At 63.8% G+C, this 17,761-nt stretch carries 17 protein-coding genes; 7 read left to right on the plus strand and 10 right to left on the minus strand.

All coding sequences use genetic code 11. From position 1 onward, the window contains the following. Nucleotides 1-85: 85 nt before the first annotated feature. From CIT40_RS11145 to CIT40_RS11155, 3 genes are all read right to left on the minus strand, one after another. Entirely contained in the window at nucleotides 86-1,045 is a 960-nt protein-coding gene (locus tag CIT40_RS11145) for a DMT family transporter (protein ID WP_162307442.1), read from the minus strand. 30 nt (nucleotides 1,046-1,075) lie between these two features. Beyond that, on the minus strand, nucleotides 1,076-1,726 hold the full coding sequence (locus tag CIT40_RS11150; RefSeq protein WP_094890661.1) for a peroxiredoxin-like family protein: 651 nt from the start codon (nucleotides 1,724-1,726) through the stop codon (nucleotides 1,076-1,078). Between the two features lie 63 nt (nucleotides 1,727-1,789). Further along, nucleotides 1,790-2,578, minus strand: a complete 789-nt coding sequence (locus CIT40_RS11155; RefSeq protein WP_094890609.1) for an enoyl-CoA hydratase/isomerase family protein — start codon at nucleotides 2,576-2,578, stop codon at nucleotides 1,790-1,792. A gap of 146 nt (nucleotides 2,579-2,724) precedes the next feature. Here CIT40_RS11155 and CIT40_RS11160 point away from each other — a divergent pair, with 146 nt between their 5' ends. After that, nucleotides 2,725-3,627: a LysR substrate-binding domain-containing protein gene (locus tag CIT40_RS11160; protein ID WP_244611950.1), complete on the plus strand. Its 903-nt coding sequence runs from the start codon at nucleotides 2,725-2,727 to the stop codon at nucleotides 3,625-3,627. A 48-nt stretch (nucleotides 3,628-3,675) separates the two neighbouring features. Here CIT40_RS11160 and CIT40_RS11165 read toward each other — a convergent pair whose 3' ends face one another. The 5 genes from CIT40_RS11165 to CIT40_RS11185 all read right to left on the minus strand — a co-directional run bounded on the left by CIT40_RS11165 (nucleotide 3,676) and on the right by CIT40_RS11185 (nucleotide 8,801). After that, entirely contained in the window at nucleotides 3,676-4,500 is an 825-nt protein-coding gene (locus tag CIT40_RS11165; RefSeq protein ID WP_094890660.1) for a phosphodiesterase, read from the minus strand. A gap of 66 nt (nucleotides 4,501-4,566) precedes the next feature. Continuing rightward, the gene (locus CIT40_RS11170) at nucleotides 4,567-5,847 is read right to left on the minus strand and encodes an ABC transporter substrate-binding protein (RefSeq protein ID WP_094890606.1); all 1,281 of its coding nucleotides are present in this window, start codon (nucleotides 5,845-5,847) and stop codon (nucleotides 4,567-4,569) included. A 29-nt stretch (nucleotides 5,848-5,876) separates the two neighbouring features. Next, nucleotides 5,877-6,713 (minus strand): carbohydrate ABC transporter permease, encoded by an 837-nt coding sequence (locus CIT40_RS11175; RefSeq protein WP_094890604.1) that lies wholly within the window; start codon nucleotides 6,711-6,713, stop codon nucleotides 5,877-5,879. Next, a complete protein-coding gene (locus CIT40_RS11180) occupies nucleotides 6,710-7,657 on the minus strand; it encodes a carbohydrate ABC transporter permease (RefSeq protein WP_094890602.1) in 948 nt (315 codons plus the stop codon). Before CIT40_RS11180 ends, CIT40_RS11175 begins: the two co-directional genes overlap by 4 nt. After that, nucleotides 7,650-8,801 carry an ABC transporter ATP-binding protein gene (locus CIT40_RS11185; RefSeq protein WP_094890601.1) on the minus strand — a complete coding sequence of 384 codons (1,152 nt, stop codon included), beginning with the start codon at nucleotides 8,799-8,801 and terminating at the stop codon, nucleotides 7,650-7,652. Before CIT40_RS11185 ends, CIT40_RS11180 begins: the two co-directional genes overlap by 8 nt. Nucleotides 8,802-8,952: 151 nt before the next feature. Here CIT40_RS11185 and CIT40_RS11190 point away from each other — a divergent pair, with 151 nt between their 5' ends. After that, a complete protein-coding gene (locus CIT40_RS11190) occupies nucleotides 8,953-9,852 on the plus strand; it encodes a LysR family transcriptional regulator (RefSeq protein ID WP_094890599.1) in 900 nt (299 codons plus the stop codon). Nucleotides 9,853-10,074: 222 nt separating this feature from the next. Further along, nucleotides 10,075-10,902: an HD domain-containing protein gene (locus tag CIT40_RS11195; RefSeq protein ID WP_094890598.1), complete on the plus strand. Its 828-nt coding sequence runs from the start codon at nucleotides 10,075-10,077 to the stop codon at nucleotides 10,900-10,902. 48 nt (nucleotides 10,903-10,950) lie between these two features. Here the strand turns inward: CIT40_RS11195 and CIT40_RS11200 are convergent, their stop codons facing one another. After that, the gene (locus CIT40_RS11200) at nucleotides 10,951-12,486 is read right to left on the minus strand and encodes a cryptochrome/photolyase family protein (RefSeq protein WP_244611951.1); all 1,536 of its coding nucleotides are present in this window, start codon (nucleotides 12,484-12,486) and stop codon (nucleotides 10,951-10,953) included. A gap of 127 nt (nucleotides 12,487-12,613) precedes the next feature. After that, complete coding sequence (locus CIT40_RS11205) at nucleotides 12,614-12,946, minus strand: hypothetical protein (protein WP_094890597.1); 333 nt, start codon at nucleotides 12,944-12,946, stop codon at nucleotides 12,614-12,616. Nucleotides 12,947-13,043: 97 nt separating this feature from the next. Between CIT40_RS11205 and CIT40_RS11210 the strand changes: the two genes are divergently transcribed. From CIT40_RS11210 to CIT40_RS11225, 4 genes are all read left to right on the plus strand, one after another. After that, the gene (locus CIT40_RS11210; RefSeq protein WP_094890656.1) at nucleotides 13,044-13,943 is read left to right on the plus strand and encodes an alpha/beta fold hydrolase; all 900 of its coding nucleotides are present in this window, start codon (nucleotides 13,044-13,046) and stop codon (nucleotides 13,941-13,943) included. A 127-nt stretch (nucleotides 13,944-14,070) separates the two neighbouring features. After that, the gene (locus CIT40_RS11215; RefSeq protein ID WP_094890654.1) at nucleotides 14,071-15,282 is read left to right on the plus strand and encodes an ABC transporter substrate-binding protein; all 1,212 of its coding nucleotides are present in this window, start codon (nucleotides 14,071-14,073) and stop codon (nucleotides 15,280-15,282) included. Between the two features lie 124 nt (nucleotides 15,283-15,406). Further along, entirely contained in the window at nucleotides 15,407-16,621 is a 1,215-nt protein-coding gene (locus CIT40_RS11220) for an acyl-CoA dehydrogenase family protein (RefSeq protein ID WP_094890595.1), read from the plus strand. A 141-nt stretch (nucleotides 16,622-16,762) separates the two neighbouring features. After that, nucleotides 16,763-17,725 (plus strand): alpha/beta fold hydrolase, encoded by a 963-nt coding sequence (locus CIT40_RS11225; RefSeq protein WP_094890593.1) that lies wholly within the window; start codon nucleotides 16,763-16,765, stop codon nucleotides 17,723-17,725. Nucleotides 17,726-17,761: the final 36 nt, after the last annotated feature.

Consider the following 17,761-nt stretch of genomic DNA (forward strand, 5'->3'; position numbering starts at 1 on the left):
TCGGCGCTGTCGCTGACAGCCGTGACAGCAGCGTCCGTTCGTGCTCATTCAGCTGACGTTCGTACTTTTTGATGCCTGGGGTTTCTCAGGGTAACCGAGGTTTGCGAAGAGCGATCAAGCCGATCGCCACCAGCAAGCCGGTGCTGACCAAGCCCAGGCCGGCGAGCTGGAGACTGTTCGGAACCTCGCCTGTGATCGGCATGCCGATCAGGATGGCGACGGCTGGGACGAGGGCCGGAAATACTGCGGCGCGCCCGGCACCAAGAATTTGAACAGCCTTCGAGAAGGCGATGACAGCAACGACGCCTGAGAGAACACCTTGCACCAGAATTTGCGCTGCGAGCATCGGCAATGGAGCTGCCAAGAGACGATCCGCTCCGATAACCAGGACGTAGCCGGGAACGTAGACAGCTGCTGAAAGCACCGAGACCACGGCAGTGCCTGCGACCGGCGACACGCCCCAGCGGCGGTTGAGGACTGTAAACACCGCCCACATCAGGCCGGCAGCCGCGAACAGCAGGTCGCCGACCGGCGTCAATGCTGTCCCGGTCATCAAACCAGGTCCGGCAATCACAGCGAGCCCGGCGATAATGATGGCGACACCTACAACGCGCGCAATCGTCGGCCGATCACCCAGGACCAGAAATGCCAGTCCGATGGACCCCAGCGTCAGCGCTGCCGGCTGGATGACGGCGCCATGGGCCAACGGCGCGAATGAATAGCCTGACACACCGGTTATGACGAAGAGCGGCCCGACCAGCAGTGTCAGGACGGCGGCATTCGTCATGCCCATGCCGGCCATACCCACGATGCCGTGCCTCAATAACCACGGCAGCATGATCAATCCTGCGACGCCGTACCGGATCGCTGCGATGTCGGTGGCGTGGAGACCCGCCGAGACACCGGCGCGCGCCATGGCCAGATAGGAGCCCCAGATGCTCGCGGCCAACAAGCCGAGCGTAAAGCCCCGCACCTCCGGGCGATCGCGCAGAGCTACCCGCGAAGGCACGATCGGTACGGCAAGCGTGGACAGGGACGTGCTCATGACCATCTCTCTTGCTTTCGAGATCTGCGATCAGGACGCGATGGCGAGCTTGCGCAGCGCCGAGAGCGCTAAGGCCGGATCCATCCTGTTGCGGTAGTCGGGATCGACGTTCGCGAGTGCGATACGGCCGCCCTTCTCGATGACGTAGCTCGCGGGCATTGGCAGCGACCATTGTCCGTCCCCATTGCGGGTCGGCAGGTCGTGGCCGAATTTCTGGTAAAGCGCCTTGATAGCCGGCGATAGTTGGAAGCGGATGCCGAGCGCATCCGCCAACGCGCCGCCTGTATCACTCAACACGTCGAAGCTCAGCGCGTTCTTCTCCGCGGTCGTCAACGTGTTGTCAGCCGTCTCCGGCGAGATGGCGACCAGGCGAGCGCCAAGCGCCGTGATCTCGGGCAACGCTTTCTGGAAGGCGCGCAGTTCGAGATTGCAGTAGGGGCACCAGCCGCCGCGATAGAAGGTCACAACGAGTGGACCGCTTGCGATCAGAGCGCCGAGATCGGTGGTGCCACCAATCTGGTTCGGCAGTTGCCTTTGCGGAAACTGTGCACCGGCCTTGAGCGCGCGATCAGCCAGCGACTGCAGCGCCGCATTGTCGTCATCGACGAGCTTCGCGGTTTCGGCGCCGACACGCTCGAGCCAGGATGTCTTGAAGGTATCGAGTTCGGTTTGCAGGGACATGATCATTCTCCGGATCGTTGGGTGGTACGGGGATTGAAGCCGGCCATTGTTCGAAAGGGGGGCTCAGGCCTTCGATGCGGCCATCATCTGTTGGACGAGCGCATTGGCGCTGGCGCCTTCGAGCGCGAGTCCGTAGCCGACTTCGCGAACGATCCGCTCTTTCAGCGGCTGGATGAAGTGGATGCGCGTATTACGGCGCGTCACCTCGGGTTGCTTGAGGTATTGCTGCGCCAGATCACGGGCGACCGCAACGGCACTGCCCGCATCCGCCAGATAATTCACGACGCCCCATGCTGCAGCTTCCTCCGCCGTGACCGGACGCGGGCTAAGCAGGAATGCCTCGGTCCGGCCCGCTCCTGCGCGATACGACCACATCGTGTAAACGCCATCGCCTGGAACGATCCCTCCGGCGAAGTGCGGCAGATCGTGGAAAGTCGCCGTCTTTGCAGCAACGATGACGTTGGCCAGCAGCGCATACTCGGTGTGGACGTGCGCCTTGCCCTCGATGGCGGCGATCAACGGCACGCGAATGTTGGCGATGTTTTCCAGGATCTGGGTGCCTTCGTCGTGCACCTTCGACCAAACATTGGCATCGCCGACATTGCCGAAGCTGCCGAAGTCGATGTCGGCCATGTAGTCGCCGACGCCAGTCAGGATGACAACCTTGTTTCCGCGGTCGCGGCTGATCTCGTAAAAGGCGTCCGTGAAGCCCTCATGGTCGCGCGCGTCAAACTTGATGGGGCCGCCGTTTGTGTGCATCTCGACCAGCAATATGCCGTCTGCGTCCCGACTCATGCGGAGGTGGGCGTAGCGGCTGAAATAGGTCGGCTCTGAGCTATCTTCGGCGCTCATATCATCTCCGTAGCGTTGCGTAGCGGCGGCGCTGTCGTCGCCTGGCTATCGGTGAATCAATGAATGATGCCGTGGACTTGCGGAACACCCGCTGAATTCATATCATTCATACGAAAGGCGTATGAATAATGGATCTGCTAGGCCCCATGAAGACGTTCGTCCGCGTGGTCGAAGCCGGCAGCTTCACCGCGGTCGCAACCGAACAGAACTCGACGCAGCCGACGATCAGCCGGCAGATCGCAGCGCTCGAAGAGCATCTTGGTTCGCGCCTTCTCACCCGAACGACACGTGCTTTGACGCTGACCGATGACGGTCGCGCATTCTATGAGCATGCGCTGCGGGCTTTGGAGGCCGTCGGCGAGGCAGAGAACGCAGTCGGCCGGCGCCGGGTAAAACCCACCGGGACGTTGCGTCTCGCCGTGCCGGTGGTGCTCGGCCGTCGACATATCGTGCCACGCCTCGCCGGGTTCCTCGCGCGCTATCCGGATCTGTCGATCGACGTGACGATGAGCGATAGCTTCGTCGATCTCGTCGAGCAGGGCATCGATCTCGCGTTGCGCGTTGGCGAGATCGCCGATCAGAGCCTGGTTGCGCGCAAGATCGGCATGGTGCGCCGGCTGACGGTAGCTTCACCGGCCTATCTCAAGGCGCACGGCACACCACGCGCGCCTACCGACCTCGCACGCCATCAGTGCATCGTCTATACCCGCCTCGCCACGGGCAATCGATGGCACTTTGAGAGCAAGGATGGGCCATTGGTGGTGGCTGTTTCGGGCCGCTATCGCGTCGATAATTCGGAAGCCGTGCGTGAAGGCGTGCTTGCCGGTCTCGGCATCGCCGTCATCCCGGCATTCGCGTTCTCGAATGAAGTGGAGCACAAAAAGGTGCAGGTTCTGCTCAGGTCATACGAGCCAAAGCCTCTGCCGCTCAATGCCGTGTACCCGTCACGCCGCTTCGTCCCGCTCAAGGTACGAGCAATGATCGATTTCCTGGCCAGCGAACTTGAGATCGATCCGGTGCTCAGCCGCTACGGCACATCCGCTGACTGAGCGTCAGCATGACCGCCAGCTGCGGACGCGTCCTTGAGTTGCTCGGGGTCACCGCACCATGGTCTCGCGATCCCAGGCCTGATAGTCGGGCGAACCTTCGATCCGGATCGGACCGTCGTAGCCGTATTCCACCATGTGCACGGTCACATAGTCTTCGCCGAAAAACACGACGCCATAGGATTGCGGCAGGTCCGACGCGCTCAGCAGCCTGGTCTCGGAGAACAGGGGATAGCTCGCATGGTTGGTGCCGCGCAGCGAGGAGACGGGAACGCCTGCAACCGATCCGGCCAGAGGCAGGTGACAATGCCCGAAGAAGACGTGACGGATTTTCGACCGGTTGCGGCCGACGAGACGCCGGAACGGTGCGTCGTCGAGCAGGCGGATCTGGTCGAGCGGGGCCAGATGCACCGGCATCGGGTTGTGGTGCATGAACAGCAGGAACGGCCCGTCATGCTCGGCAAGCCGTGCGTCGAGCCAGCCGAGGCGATCGTCGCAATAGCGGCCGGCGTGTGTTTCCGGATGGGCGGTGTCGAGGAACAGGCAGCGGCCGGCGGCGGTGTCGTGGACGCCCTGGACGAAGCCGTTGTCGTCGGAGAGATCGGGGAAGACGCTCAGGAAGGCGGCACGTCGATCATGGTTGCCGATGCAGAGCCGGACCGGCAGGGGATATTCGTCGAGGCGCTGCTTGAGCCAGTGATAGTCGGCGGCATCGCCCCAATCAGAGAGATCACCGGTGATCACCATCAACTCGGCGTCGTGGTGATCCTTCAGGGCATGAGCCAGCGCCCGCTCGAAATTGGCGCGCGGATCGCGTCCGCCGATGGTCGAGCCGGGTGCCGTCAGGTGAATGTCGCTCAAGTGAAGCAGCTTCATCGTTCCTTCCAGTTCGTGCGACACGGGGCGCCGGCGGCGCCCCGTGGTTGGCGGATGTCGTGATGCTCAGCGTGCTGTGCCGGTGGTCTTCGGCAGCAGCTTCTGCACATCCGCGGTCATGTCGGCGAGGACCGCCTCGGGCTCCTTGGCGCGGGCGCCGGAGACGATCGAGTTCAGGTGATCCTTGATCACGTCGGTGATCTTCAGGCCGTTGTCGCCGGGGAAGGCGTACCATTTGGTGAGCAGCGGGAGCTGGCCGACCGCGGTGTAGTTGTTGGGGTTCTTGACGTAGAAGTCCTTCAGATAGACGTCGTTGGCGACCTTGTTGGGCGGCATGTAGCCGGTGGTCTCCGCCATGATCGCGGCGCCCTTGGCGCCGGTCCAGAACTTCACCGCTTCCCAGGCGGCGTCGCGCTTGGCCTTGTCCTTGGCGAGGATCAGCACGACGTTGCCGCCGGCCGGCAGCCTGCCGTTCGGGGAGGCCACGTCCGGGAACGGGATCGTCTTCAACGCGAACTTGCCGCCGGTCATCTGCGTGACCTTGTTGAGGTCCGAGGTCGAGGTGATGTGGAAGCCGGTCTTGCCGGCCGCGAACGCCGCGCGCATCGACGGTTGGTCGAGATTGGGCATGCCGCCCTCGTTGACGAGCCGCGCGATCATGTTGATGGCGAACTTGCCTTCCGGTCCGTCGAAGGCGACCTTGGTCTCGTCGGTATTGAGCATGGTGCCGCCGCGCGCGAAGACCGGGGCTTGCCACAGCCAGTTGCCGGTGATGTCCCAGGCATAGGTGACGCCGTTGGTGTCGTTGCCGATGGCCTTGATCTTTTTGGCGAGCGCGATCAGCTCGTCCCAGCTCTTCGGCAGATTGTCCACGTCGCCGCCGGCCTGCTTCACGAGGTCGAGATTCACGTAGACGATCGGCAGGGAGATCGCGAACGGAAGGGCGTAGACTTTGCCGCCGGCGGTACCGATGTCATACATCGCCTGATGGAAGCCCTGCTTGTCGAAATCCTTTTCGGCGGCGATATAGCCGCCGAGTTCGGCCGGGATGTTCTTGTCGACCAGGACGCGGATGCGGTTCAGGCCCTGGAAGGACACGTCGGGCATCTGATTGGTGACGGCCTCGCGCAGCACTTTCTGGGTAGCGTCCTCGTAGGATTCGTAAGGCGCGCGCATGGTGACCTTGATCTCCGGGTGCACCTTGGCGAACTCCTCGGCGATGCGCTTGTGGGTCTCGGTGAACAGCTCCGGGTAGGGATACTGCATCACGATCTCGGTCTTGGTCTGCGCGAGCGCAGAGCCGGCCGCGAGCGAAAGAGCCGCCGCGGCGATGATGGACTTCAGCATGGATAGACTCCTGGTTGAGGTGGTTTCGGTTACTTGATCCCGGTGAGGGTGATGCCCTCGATGAAGCGGCGCTGGGCAAAGAGGAAAGCGATCACGAGCGGCGCGATGATCACCATCGCCGCAGCCATCAACGGGCCGTAGCTGGTGCCGGCCTCGTTGTTGCGGAAATGGGCGACCGCCAGCGGCGGCGTACGCAGTTGCTCGCTGTTGAGCACGATCAGCGGCCAGAAATAGTCGTTCCAATGCGCGACCACGGAGAAGATGCCGAAGGCGGTGACGGCCGGGATCGCTGCCGGCAGCATCACCCGCCAGACGATGCCGAATTCGGAGATGCCGTCCATGCGCGCGGCATCGACCAGATCGTCCGGCACGGTCTTGAAGAACTGGCGCATCAGGAAGATGCCGAACACCGAGATCGTGAAAGGCAGGACGAGCGCGGCATAGCTGTCGAGCAGGCCGACTTCGTGCAGCAGCAGGAAGACCGGGATTGCGGTCGCCTGCGGCGGGATCAGGATCCCGAACAGCACCAGCGCAAACAGCGTCTCGCGGCCGAGGAAGCGAAGTTTCGCGAGCGCGTAGGCCGCCGGCAACGCCACCATCACCTGCAGCACGAAGATCGAGACCGTGACGATGACGCCATTGAGCAGGAAGCGCAGCAGATTGGCCTTGGCGAACGCCTCGCGCAAATTGTCCCACAGTGCGAACTGGTGCGGGATCAGGTGCAACTCGCTGGAGAAGACCTCGGTCTGCGGCTTGGATGCGGTCGAGATCATCCAGATGAAGGGCGCGAGCATGATCGAGGCACCCACGATCAAGAGCAAATGGCGAAGGATGGCCCGGAACGGGATCGAATGCGCGTTGCTCATGTGTAATGCACGCCGCGATCGGCGAGCCTCGACTTGATCAGCGTGAGAGCGAGAACGAAGACCAGGAAGACGACCGTGATCGCCGCGGCGTAGCCGGAACGGAAGAACTCGAAGCCTTCCGTGTACATGGTGTGGATCAGCACCTCGGTGGATTTCGACGGGCCGCCCTTGGTGAGCACGTGCACCGTGTCGAATACCTGGAAGGAGCGGATGCCGGAGATGACGACGACGAAGGTCGTCACCGGCCCGAGCATCGGCCAGGTCACGAGGCGGAAGCGAGCCCAGCCGCTCGAGGCACCGTCGATTTCGGCTGCTTCGTAAAGTTGCTTGGGAATGGAGACGAGGCCGGCGAGGAACAGCACCATGTTGAAGCCGACTGCCTGCCAGATGCCGATCGCGCACAGCGCATAGAGGGCGGTGCTGCGGTCCTGCAGCCAGGCGAAGGCCGGCAGGCCCGCATTGCGCAACAGTCCGTTCACCAGGCCGAATTGCGGGTGCAGCATGAACTCCCACACCACCGCCATGGCGATCAGGGTCGCCATGACAGGCAGGAAATAGATCGTCCGGTAGAGGCTGCGCAGGCTGGTGCCGCTCTGGATCAGCAGCGCGATCGCAAGGCCGGCAACCACGGCGCCGGGCACTACGATCACGACGTAGGTCAGCGTGTTGCGCAGCGCGGTCCAGAACACCTTGTCGGCGAACAGGTCCTGGTAGTTGGCGAGCCCGATCCAGGAGAAATGCGGCGCACCGAGTTGATAATCGGTGAAGGAGAGGGCGATCACGCCGGCGAGCGGGCCGAGCAGCATGACCAGCATGAGCGCCGCGGCCGGCGTCACCAGGGCGTAAGCTGCGTATGTGCGCCGGCTGCCATGAGCCGGCTGGGTGCGCCTTGCCGTGCGGGCGGGGACGACAGCCGCGTCGATGGTCATCGAGCCGTCAGACATGGGCGGGCTCCCGGATGCGCTCGGACTGCTCCACCCTCAGCGACATCCGCTTTCCGGCCGGATCGAAAGCGCGCACGGCGTCTGGCGCGAAGCCGAAGGCTGCGGGACTGCCCATCGCCGGCAGGTGCCTGACGTCGGCGAGGCGCGCAATCAGCCGCAATCCGGTGCCTTCGATCGCGAGGTGGACGAAGGCCTCCGCGCCGAGGTTTTCGAGATGGACGACGCTTCCGGAGAACGGCCCCGTGCCGAGGTCGATCCGCTCCGGGCGCACGCCGACGCGGCATTCGCCCGCGGTTGCGCCGCACGCAAGCCGCAGGGCGGTCCCCAGCACGTCGATGCCGCCGTCCTTCCTGATCCGGCCGGGCAGGATGTTGATCTTGGGGCTGCCGATGAATTCGGCGACACGGATGTCGCCGGGGTCGTTGTAGATCTCCGCGGGCGTGCCGGCCTGGATCAGTTCTCCGCCCATCATGACGGCGATCCGGCTCGACATGGTCATCGCCTCGGCCTGGTCGTGCGTGACGTAAACGAACGTCGCCTTGAGGCGGCGATGCAGCTCGGCGAGCTCGGCGCGCATGTGGACGCGCAGTTTTGCGTCGAGATTGGAGAGCGGCTCGTCGAACAGGAAGGCGAGGGGCTCGCGCACCATGGCGCGTCCGACCGCAACGCGTTGCCGCTGTCCGCCGGACAATTGCCCGGGCTTGCGCCGCAGCAACGGCGCGATGTCGAGCTGCTCGGCGATGGTCTCGATGTCGGCGCGGATGCCCCGTTCCTTGGCGCGCCGGCCCGGCAGCAGCGGGCCAAGCAGCGGCAGCCGTTCGATGGCGGAGAGGCGCCGCATCCGCAACGGCACCGCAATATTGTCGAAGGTGCTCAAATGCGGATAGAGCGCATAGGATTGGAATACCATCGCCAGATTGCGCGCGCTCGGGCGAATGCTGTCCACGGGGCGGCCGTCGATGTGGATCTGCCCGGAATTCTGCGGCTCGAGCCCGGCGATGATGCGGAGCAGGGTCGACTTGCCGCAGCCGGAAGGACCGACCAGCGAGATGAACTCGCCGTCCTCGATCAGGAAATCGATGCCCTTGAGGACGTCGGTCCCGTCGAAGGATTTGCGGATTGCGGAAAGCTCGATTTGCGCCATTCGCGCTGGTCCCCTGCTGCCTGTTGCGGCGCACGAGGAGTAGGGGCGGCATCTGACATTCACATAACGGTCAATGGCATTGCCTATGCTGATCCCAGGTTTTGCTTTTGCCGGCCGCTGAGGCCGAGATATCGGTCGTGGAGTCGTTGTCGTGGCGTTGACGTCGTCGCGTGTCCGGGCGGTCAATGCGGTGTTCGACACCGGCAGCTTTGCCGCCGCGGCCAGGAAACTGGGCGTGTCGCAGCCCACAATTGCCCAATCCGTGCGAGACCTGGAAGCCGAGTTCGCCGTTGCCCTGTTCGATCGGCACGGACAGAGCCTGATCGCGACGCCGTTGTGCAGGAGGCTCTATGCTGCAACGAGCCGCATGCAGGCGATCGAGGCGGATGCGATGGCCATCCTGGCGCAGCGCGACGAGCTGACGGGGGGCGAGATCCGCATCGGGCTCGGCAACGCCATGCCGGGCATGGCCCTGATCGCGGCGTTCCGCAATCTGTATCCGAAGATCCAGATCAACATCGAGATCGGGAGCTGGTCGGCGATCATGGCGGCGGTGGTCGACCAGCGCGTCGATGTTGCCGTGCTGCCGGAGGTGCCGCAGGACAATCGCTTCCGTCGCGAGGCCTGCGTGCAGCAGCGCGTCGTCGCGATCTGCCATCCCTTTCACGACCTCAGCCGGGAATCCCGCGTGTCCGCCCTCAGTCTGATGCAATATCCGCTGGTGTTTCGGACCCGGGATTCCGCGACCCAGCGCGTCGTGGACAGGGCGTTTCGCGCCGTCAATCTGCGCGCTACTCCGGCAATCGTCGTGAACACGCGCGAGGGAATGCTGGAGGCGGTTGCCAATCGGCTCGGTGTCGGCTTCGTCTGGGAGCACGGCTCGAGCCGGATCGACCGCATCGCCAAGGTGGCGATCGCGGAAATCGAGGCGGAGACGCCCGAATACATCTTCTCGCTGGCGGGCAAACGCGGCAAGCTGGTCGAGTTGTTCTATCTGGCCAGAAGTCTGTCGCGCTCGGCGGACGGCGCCGACATCCTGTCCGCCCCGTGAACCGGCCGGGCCAGGGGGCCCTTGCCGTGAGATCTCCTCGCAGGTGTGACGATCTGTGACTGCAACCGGCATGTTGCGTAGCGGGATTGCGACAAATTTACGAATTTTTGCTGCGAAATTTGGTCGGCCGGCCAAGATGGGCTATGCTTCCCGTTGCGTCGAGGACAGGAATGAGACGTCGGGAGAAACCATGGGACATCACCGACGAACGGGGCTGAATCCATGATGACGTTGCCGAGACTGGCGGCTGAATCTCTCGAGGAATTCCTCGGAAATTTCATGCGTCGCCGGTACGATGAGGCTTCTGCCAGCATCGTCGCGAGTGCGACCCGCACCGCGATGGAATGCATCGGTAACAGCGATGCCCTCTACCATAATATCGAGCACACGATGCTGGTGACGCTGGCGGCCCAGGCCATCCTTCGCGGCCGGAGTCTTCATATCCATCTGTCGGCCGAGGATTACGTCCACGTCCTGATCGCCTGCCTCGCCCACGACATCGGCTACGTGCGCGGACTGTTCGAGGAGGACGATTCCGACGGCTTCGTGATCGATGCGGCCGACACCAAAGTGTCGTTGCCGCGCGGTGCATCGGACGCGAGCCTGATGATGTATCACGTCGATCGCTCGAAGCTGTATGTGACGCGGCGTCTGCGGCATATCCCGGGGCTCGATCCGGAGCGGATTGCCCGCGCCATCGAGGGCACGCGGTTTCCGGCCCGCGAAGGGCAGGACTATGACGACGAAGCCTCGATCCTGCGCGCCGCCGATTTCATCGGCCAGCTCGGCGATCCCAACTATCTGCGCAAGGCCAACGCGCTTTATTACGAGTTCGAGGAGGTCGGCATCAATCGCCAGCTCGGCTACGATTCCCCGGCCGACATCGTGAACCGCTATCCACAATTCTACTGGAATAGTGTCGCACCGCACATCCAGACCGAGATCGGCTATCTCAACAAGACCGAGATCGGCCGGCAATGGATCGCCAATCTCTACAGCAACGTGTTCCGCGCCGAGCGCGACATCTCGCTGTCGGGACCGCAGAAGTAGGGGCTTTCGCCCGGACGTCAACCGACGACACCCCTCGCGCGGATCGTCTCACGTCACGCGTTGGCTGATCGCGGCCGCCTGGCGCCGGATCGCACGCAGCTCTGCGCCGTCCTTACGGTCGAGATTGCTGTATTGATTTCTCATCCGGACGTTGGACGCGAAGCGGCGACGGTGCTTGTCCAGGAAATTCCAGTACAGCGTCGTGAAGGGGCAGGCGTCCTCGCCGACGGATTGCCTGGGATCGAAACGGCAATGCCGGCAATGATCGCTCATGCGGTTGATGTAGTTGCCGGAGGCCGCATAGGGCTTGGTGCCGACAATCCCGCCGTCGCCATGCTGGCTCATGCCGAGCGTGTTCGGCAGCGAGACCCAGTCGACGGCGTCCCAGAACATCGACATGTGCCAGCGATGCACCTCGTAAGGTCTCACGCCCAGCAGCATGGCGAATAGTCCGAGCACCATCAGCCGTTCGATATGATGCGCATAGGCGTGGTCGATGGTGTGGCCGATCGCTTCGGCCAGGCAGCGCATGTCGGTGTTGCCGCTCCAGTAGAACCTGGGCATCGGCAGATCGGCATCGAGCGCGTTCTCGTCTGCATAGTGAGGCATGCGCTGCCAATAGATGCCGCGCACGAATTCCCGCCACCCGATGATCTGGCGCGTAAACCCCTCCAGCGCGTTCAACGGGGCGCCCTTGTTGCGTAGTGCAGCCTCGACGACCTCGCGCGGCTGTAGTCGATGCAGGTTCAACGGTCCGGACAGGACGGAATGAAACAAGAAAGGCTCGCCGGACCGCATCGCGTCCTGATAGGTGCCGAAAAGCGGAAGCCGCTCGGTCACGAAGGCGTCGAGTTGTGCCAGCGCTTCGCCGCGCGTGACCGGCAGGTCGAAGCCTTCGATCTTGCCGGGACTGTCGGCGAAACGCTTGGCGACCAGTCGCAGGACGTCCGCCGTGATCTCATCCGGTGGACACGACGGACGGGTCGGGATCGCCGGGCTGTTCCTGCCCAACGCCTTGCGGTTCTCCGCGTCGAAGTTCCAGGCGCCGCCGACGGGCTGGTTCTCGCGGTCCATCAGCAGGCCCGTCTTGCGGCGCATGGCGCGGTAGAACGTTTCCAGGATCGGGCGCGGGTGCTTCTCGCAGAAATTGGCAAACTCCTCCCGCGAGCACAGGAAATGACGGTCGGGGCGTATCTCGGGCGGCTCGGGCAGGCGGCGCAGCTTCTCGGCCACGCGCCAGTCCCCCGGCTCCAGCGCGATGGTTCGCGACGGCTTGAACCGACGCTGGGCTCGGCCAATCTCTGTTTCGAAGCGTCCGGTATTGGCGGGATCGTCGATCTCGACATAATGCACGCGGCGCCCGCGCGCGATCAGCTCGTCCCTGAAATGTCGCATCGAGGCAAGGAAATAGGCGATACGCTTCTTGTGCTGGGCGATGTAGGACGTTTCCTCCATCACCTCCATCTGCAGTACGACGTCGCTGGCCGGGTCGAAATCATCGAATGCGGCACTGTCGGCATCGAGCTGATCACCGAGGACGAGCACGAGGTGTCTGACGGTCTTGGGCGTGTGGGATCTTTCCACGAACGGCTCACGGATTGGACTGCATGGCTGGACCTGAAACAGCGCAACTTGCTCGGAGTTGCCGTTCGCGGTCCGTCGTATGTGAACGACCACCGCGCGACCGCGGATCACAGGCTCGGGCGGTCCATCAAACCTCGCGGCCGTGCAATTGCCAAAGCTGATAGACGCTGTCCCAGTCGGGGATCTCGTCACAGGCATAGCCGAACACCCGGCCGGATCCGAGCTTGCGGAAGTTCTTCATGGCCCGCAGATGCGCCCCGCTCGCGACGAAGCGGCGCATGCTGACGAGGTCCGACCACGCCGTCATGGTGTGGTAGACGCCCGCGCGCATTGCGGCGGCAGTGAGCAGGTTCCCGGGTGCGCGCTGCGCCTGAGTGAAGGATTGCACGGTCCTGAACCAGAACGCCGGAAGCTGCATGACTCCGCTCGGGCGGAATCCCGTCATCGAGACGTAGACCATGTCGGCTCCTTGGTCCGTTCCGTGGTTCTGAAACGGATGTCTCCAGGGATTGGATCACCTCCGCGCCCGGTCTATGCTCGGAAGCCGAGGTGCCAGCATGCGACAACAATCAGTCACCACCGACGTCCTCGACATCGCCTATCGCGAATACGGCGCGCCCGACGGCTGGCCCTGCATCATGGGGCACGGCTTTCCCTATGACGTGAACGCCTATGCGGAGACCGCGCCGATCATGGCACGAGCCGGCGCGCGCGTTCTGGTGCCCTGGCTGCGCGGCTACGGGCCGACGCGGTTTCGCTTCCCGGACACGCCGCGCTCCGGCGAGCAGGCGGCGCTCGGGGCCGATCTGCTGGCCTTCATGGACGCGCTCGGCATCGAGCGCGCCGTCGTCGGCGGCTATTATTGGGGCGGCCGCGCGGCCTGCGTGGTTTCGGCGCTCCATCCGGAGCGAGTGGTTGGGCTCGTCTCCGGCAATTCCTACAACATCCAGAACATCGCCCGCGCCATGGAGCCGGCCTCGCCGCCGGAGGAGGCTGCGCTCTGGTATCAATATCTCTTCCACAATGAGCGCGGCCGCCGCGCGCTGGAGCGTAACCGGCGCGGCTTTGCCCGCCAGCTCTGGACGATGTGGTCGTCGAAATGGGCGTTCGACGACGCGACGTTCGAACGGAGCGCGGTTTCGTTCGACAATCCTGACTTCGTCGATGTCGTGATCCACTCCTACCGCCACCGCTACGCGCTGGTCGAGGGCGATCCCGCCTATGCGGGACTCGAGGCGAAGCTCGCGGGCCAGCCGCCGATCCGCGTCCCGACCATCGCCATCGATGGCGACAGCGACGGCGTCAATCCCGGCACCATCAGTCACGCGCGAAAGTTCGAGGGCCCCTTCGAGCGGCGCGTCTTCACCGATGCCGGCCATAATTTGCCGCAGGAGCGCCCGGCCGAATGGGCGCAGGCGGTTCTGGATCTTTACGAAGCGGCAGAGCGTTCCCGCTAAGCGGCCGCAACGCCATCAGCAACTCGACGCAAGACCATCTTGCGGAACTCCGCTGATCTGACGTGCTGATAAAATGCAGCACGTCGCGCGGCCGCATCGCGCGGACGATGATCACCGGGGAGAAACCATGAAAGTCGCCTTGGCCCTGGCCGCAGCGCTCGCTGCCGCCTGCCTGTCCACGCCAGTCTCCGCGCAAAAATCCTACGGCCCTGGAATAAGCGATACCGAGATCAAAATCGGCAACACCATGCCCTATAGCGGGCCGGCCTCGCCGCTCGGCATCACGGGCAGGGTCATTGCGGCCTATTTCGACGATGTCAACGAGAAGGGTGGCGTGAACGGCCGCAAGCTCAATTTGATCTCGCTGGACGACGCGTTCTCGCCGCCCAAGACCATGGAGGCGGCGCGGCGCCTGGTCGAAGGCGAGGGCGTCGCCTTCATCTTCGCGACAATGGGCACGGCGCCGAGCTCGGCAATCGCAAAATATCTCAACGGCAACAAGGTGCCGCAGCTGTTCCTGATCAGCTCGGCGTCGAAGTGGAACGATCCCGCCAACATGCCGTGGTCGATGGCGCTGCCCTGGGCGCCGAACTACACCAGCGAGGCCGCCATCGACGTCGCCTATGCTCGCGCCAAGAACCCGAATGCGCGCTTCGCCGTGCTCTACCAGAACGACGACGCCGGCAAGGAATATCTGCGCGGGGTCAAGGAAGCGCTCGGCGCCGACGCCGACAAGGCGATCGCGATGGCTTCGAGCTTCGAGGTCGCCGATCCCACGGTCGATTCGCAGGTGCTGACGCTGGCGAACACCAAGGCCGACGTATTCATGATCTATTCGGTGACGCCGCGCGCCTGCGCGCAGGCGATCCGGAAAGCGCACGAGGTCGGCTGGCAGCCGACGCGCTTCCTCGCCAGCGGCTGCGCCAACAAGGCGACCGTGATGGTGCCGGCAGGCCTTGATGCCGGCAAGGGCGTGCTCTCGCTCGGCTCGCTAAAACCCTTCGTCGAGCAGCCGAAGGACGATCCGGCGATGTCGGCCTATATCGATTTCATGAAGAAGCGCCTGCCCAATGCCGACGTCAACAACGTCGCCGGCCTCTACGGCTACACCGTCGCCGAGGCGCTGGTGGTGTTGCTCAAGCAGTGCAAGGACAATCTGACGCGCGAGAACATCATGGCGCAGGCGGCGAATTTGAAGAACGTGCCGCTGTCGCTGCTGATGCCCGGCATCACGCTCAACACCACGCCGCAGGATTTCCGTCCGATCAAGGACGGCTATATGCTGCAATTCGACGGCAACGATTGGGTGGTCGCGAGCGAGCTGTTGAAGGGGACGTGAGCTTTCACAGCGTCATGGCCGGGCTTGACCCGGCCATCCACGTCTTGCTTGCAGCACGAAGAACGTGGATGCCCGGGACAAGCCCGGGCATGACGACCTCCAATGTAGCGAACAGGAGAACGCCATGGACTTCCAACACTCCGCCCGTTCGCTGGAGCTCCAGCAGCGCGTCCGCCAGTTCATGCAGACCCATGTCGAGCCGGTCGAGGATCTCTATTATGAGCAGGTGAAACCGGAAGCCGCACGATACAAGACGCCGCCGGTGCTGCAGGACCTGAAGAAGTTGGCGCGGGAGCAGGGGCTGTGGAATCTGTTCCTCTCCGGCGAGCACGGACCGGGTCTGACCAATCTCGAATACGCACCCGTGAAGGAGATCATGGGCCGCATCCTGTGGGCGCCCGAGGTTTTCAACTGCTCGGCGCCCGACGTCGGCAACATGGAAGTGCTCGCGAACTACGCCACCAGGGCGCAGCAGGAGCGTTGGTTGAAGCCGCTGCTGGAGGGGCGGATCCGCTCCGGCTTCTCGATGACCGAGCCGCAGGTTGCTTCCAGCGATGCCACCAACATCCAGTGCGCGATCACGCGCGACGGCGACGACTACGTCATCAACGGCCGCAAATGGTTCACCTCTGGCGCGATGAACGAGGATTGCGAGATCCTGATCGTGATGGGCAAGACCGCGCCCGACGATCCCGACCGCCACCGTCAGCAATCCATGATCCTGGTGCCCAGGAACACGCCCGGCGTCCGCATCATCCGAGACATGCTCACCTATGGCTATGACGACGCGCCAGCCGGCCATCCCGAGATCGTCTACGAGAACGTCCGCGTGCCCGCCGAGAACATCCTGCTCGGCGAGGGACGCGGCTTCGAGATCGCGCAAGGCCGGCTCGGGCCCGGCCGCATCCACCATTGCATGCGGCTGATCGGCTGCGCCCAGCGCGCGCTCGAATTGATGTGCCGGCGCGCGGTCTCCCGCGTGGCCTTCGGCAAGCCGCTTGCCGAGCAGGGCTCGGTGCGCGAGGACATCGCCAACTCCTTCTGCGAGATCGCGCAGGCACGGTTGCTCACGCTGCAGGCCGCCGACAAGATGGACCGCGAGGGCAACAAGGCCGCCCGCGACCTGATCGCCGCGGCCAAGATCGTGGTGCCCGGCATGGCCGCCCGCGTCATCGACCGCGCCATCCAGATCCACGGCGCCGCCGGCGTCTCGCAGGATACGTTCCTGGCCCGCGCCTATGTCTACGCCCGTTTCATCCGCATCGGCGACGGACCGGACCAGGTGCATCTGGCGGCGGTCGGGAAAGAGCTGATCAAGCGCGGCGGGGTGATGGGATAGGCAGACAGCTGCTTCGTGAATGGCCCGAATGCGCGGACGTATCTGGCCATAAGGTAGCATGGTGTGCTTTGATGGATTGCACTATTTGATGAATGCACTGCCGACGTTGTTGCGCTCGGCACATAAGCGAGCAGGTCAACAATGTGCAGTTTCGCCCCGATCAGCCGGACGTCCGGCGCGCGATCCATCGCGGCTATTTTCGGCTCTATCCTGACGATCCTGATCATCTGTGGCGGCCGACCGGCTCTTGCAGCGGTCGAACCCTTTCCCTCGGACTTCAGGATCGAGCGCATCTCGGTCAACGGTGCCACCCTGCATGTCCGCGTCGGCGGCAAAGGTCCGGCGGTCGTGCTGCTGCACGGCTTCGGCGACACCGGCGACATGTGGGCGCCGCTCGCCAAGGCGCTCTACAAGGACCACACCGTGATCGTTCCGGACTTGCGCGGCATGGGGTTGTCGTCGCAACCCGCAGGCGGCTACGACAAGAAGAATCAGGGCGTCGACATCGCCATGGTCATGGACAAGCTCAACGTCCAGAAGGCCGATCTGGTGACGCACGACATCGGCAACATGGTGGGCTATGCGCTCGCGGCGCAATATCCCGATCGCATCACCAAATGGGTCGGCATCGACGCGCCGCTGCCCGGCATCGGGCCATGGGACGAAATCCTGAAAAGCCCCATGCTGTGGCATTTCAACTTCCGCGGCCCCGACGTCGATCGCCTGGTCAAAGGCCGCGAGCGCATCTATCTCGACCGGTTCTACAACGACCTGTCGGCCAATCCCAAGGCCATCGACGAGGCGACGCGCAACCATTATGCGAAACTCTACGCCCGGCCGGGCAACATGCATTACGCGTTCGAGCAGTTCGCCGCCTTCGGGCAGGACGCCAAGGACAACAAGGTTTTCTCGGGCAACAAGTTGAACATGCCGATCCTCGCGCTCGGCGCCGAGAAGTCCTTCGGCGAGCAGCAAGCCGCGGTGCTGCGCGACGTCGGCACCAAGGTCGACGGCGGCATCATCACCGGCTCCGGACATTGGATCATGGAAGAGCAGCCGGCGCAGACCGTGAGCAAGGTGCGCGCTTTCCTCGACGGGAAATGACATCGAGCTGGTCGGCTCGCGCCCGCTTTGTCGTCG

The organism is Bradyrhizobium amphicarpaeae (genome assembly GCF_002266435.3).
Taxonomy (GTDB): domain Bacteria; phylum Pseudomonadota; class Alphaproteobacteria; order Rhizobiales; family Xanthobacteraceae; genus Bradyrhizobium; species Bradyrhizobium amphicarpaeae.

Excerpts from the sequence above, each read along its gene's own strand:
- CIT40_RS11145 (WP_162307442.1), bottom strand. The coding sequence starts at position 1,045 with ATGAGCACGTCCCTGTCCACGCTTGCCGTACCGATCGTGCCTTCGCGG.
- CIT40_RS11150 (WP_094890661.1), bottom strand. The coding sequence starts at position 1,726 with ATGTCCCTGCAAACCGAACTCGATACCTTCAAGACATCCTGGCTCGAG.
- CIT40_RS11155 (WP_094890609.1), bottom strand. The coding sequence starts at position 2,578 with ATGAGCGCCGAAGATAGCTCAGAGCCGACCTATTTCAGCCGCTACGCC.
- CIT40_RS11160 (WP_244611950.1), top strand. The coding sequence starts at position 2,725 with ATGAAGACGTTCGTCCGCGTGGTCGAAGCCGGCAGCTTCACCGCGGTC.
- CIT40_RS11165 (WP_094890660.1), bottom strand. The coding sequence starts at position 4,500 with ATGAAGCTGCTTCACTTGAGCGACATTCACCTGACGGCACCCGGCTCG.
- CIT40_RS11170 (WP_094890606.1), bottom strand. The coding sequence starts at position 5,847 with ATGCTGAAGTCCATCATCGCCGCGGCGGCTCTTTCGCTCGCGGCCGGC.
- CIT40_RS11175 (WP_094890604.1), bottom strand. The coding sequence starts at position 6,713 with ATGAGCAACGCGCATTCGATCCCGTTCCGGGCCATCCTTCGCCATTTG.
- CIT40_RS11180 (WP_094890602.1), bottom strand. The coding sequence starts at position 7,657 with ATGTCTGACGGCTCGATGACCATCGACGCGGCTGTCGTCCCCGCCCGC.
- CIT40_RS11185 (WP_094890601.1), bottom strand. The coding sequence starts at position 8,801 with ATGGCGCAAATCGAGCTTTCCGCAATCCGCAAATCCTTCGACGGGACC.
- CIT40_RS11195 (WP_094890598.1), top strand. The coding sequence starts at position 10,075 with ATGATGACGTTGCCGAGACTGGCGGCTGAATCTCTCGAGGAATTCCTC.
- CIT40_RS11205 (WP_094890597.1), bottom strand. The coding sequence starts at position 12,946 with ATGGTCTACGTCTCGATGACGGGATTCCGCCCGAGCGGAGTCATGCAG.
- CIT40_RS11210 (WP_094890656.1), top strand. The coding sequence starts at position 13,044 with ATGCGACAACAATCAGTCACCACCGACGTCCTCGACATCGCCTATCGC.
- CIT40_RS11215 (WP_094890654.1), top strand. The coding sequence starts at position 14,071 with ATGAAAGTCGCCTTGGCCCTGGCCGCAGCGCTCGCTGCCGCCTGCCTG.
- CIT40_RS11220 (WP_094890595.1), top strand. The coding sequence starts at position 15,407 with ATGGACTTCCAACACTCCGCCCGTTCGCTGGAGCTCCAGCAGCGCGTC.
- CIT40_RS11225 (WP_094890593.1), top strand. The coding sequence starts at position 16,763 with ATGTGCAGTTTCGCCCCGATCAGCCGGACGTCCGGCGCGCGATCCATC.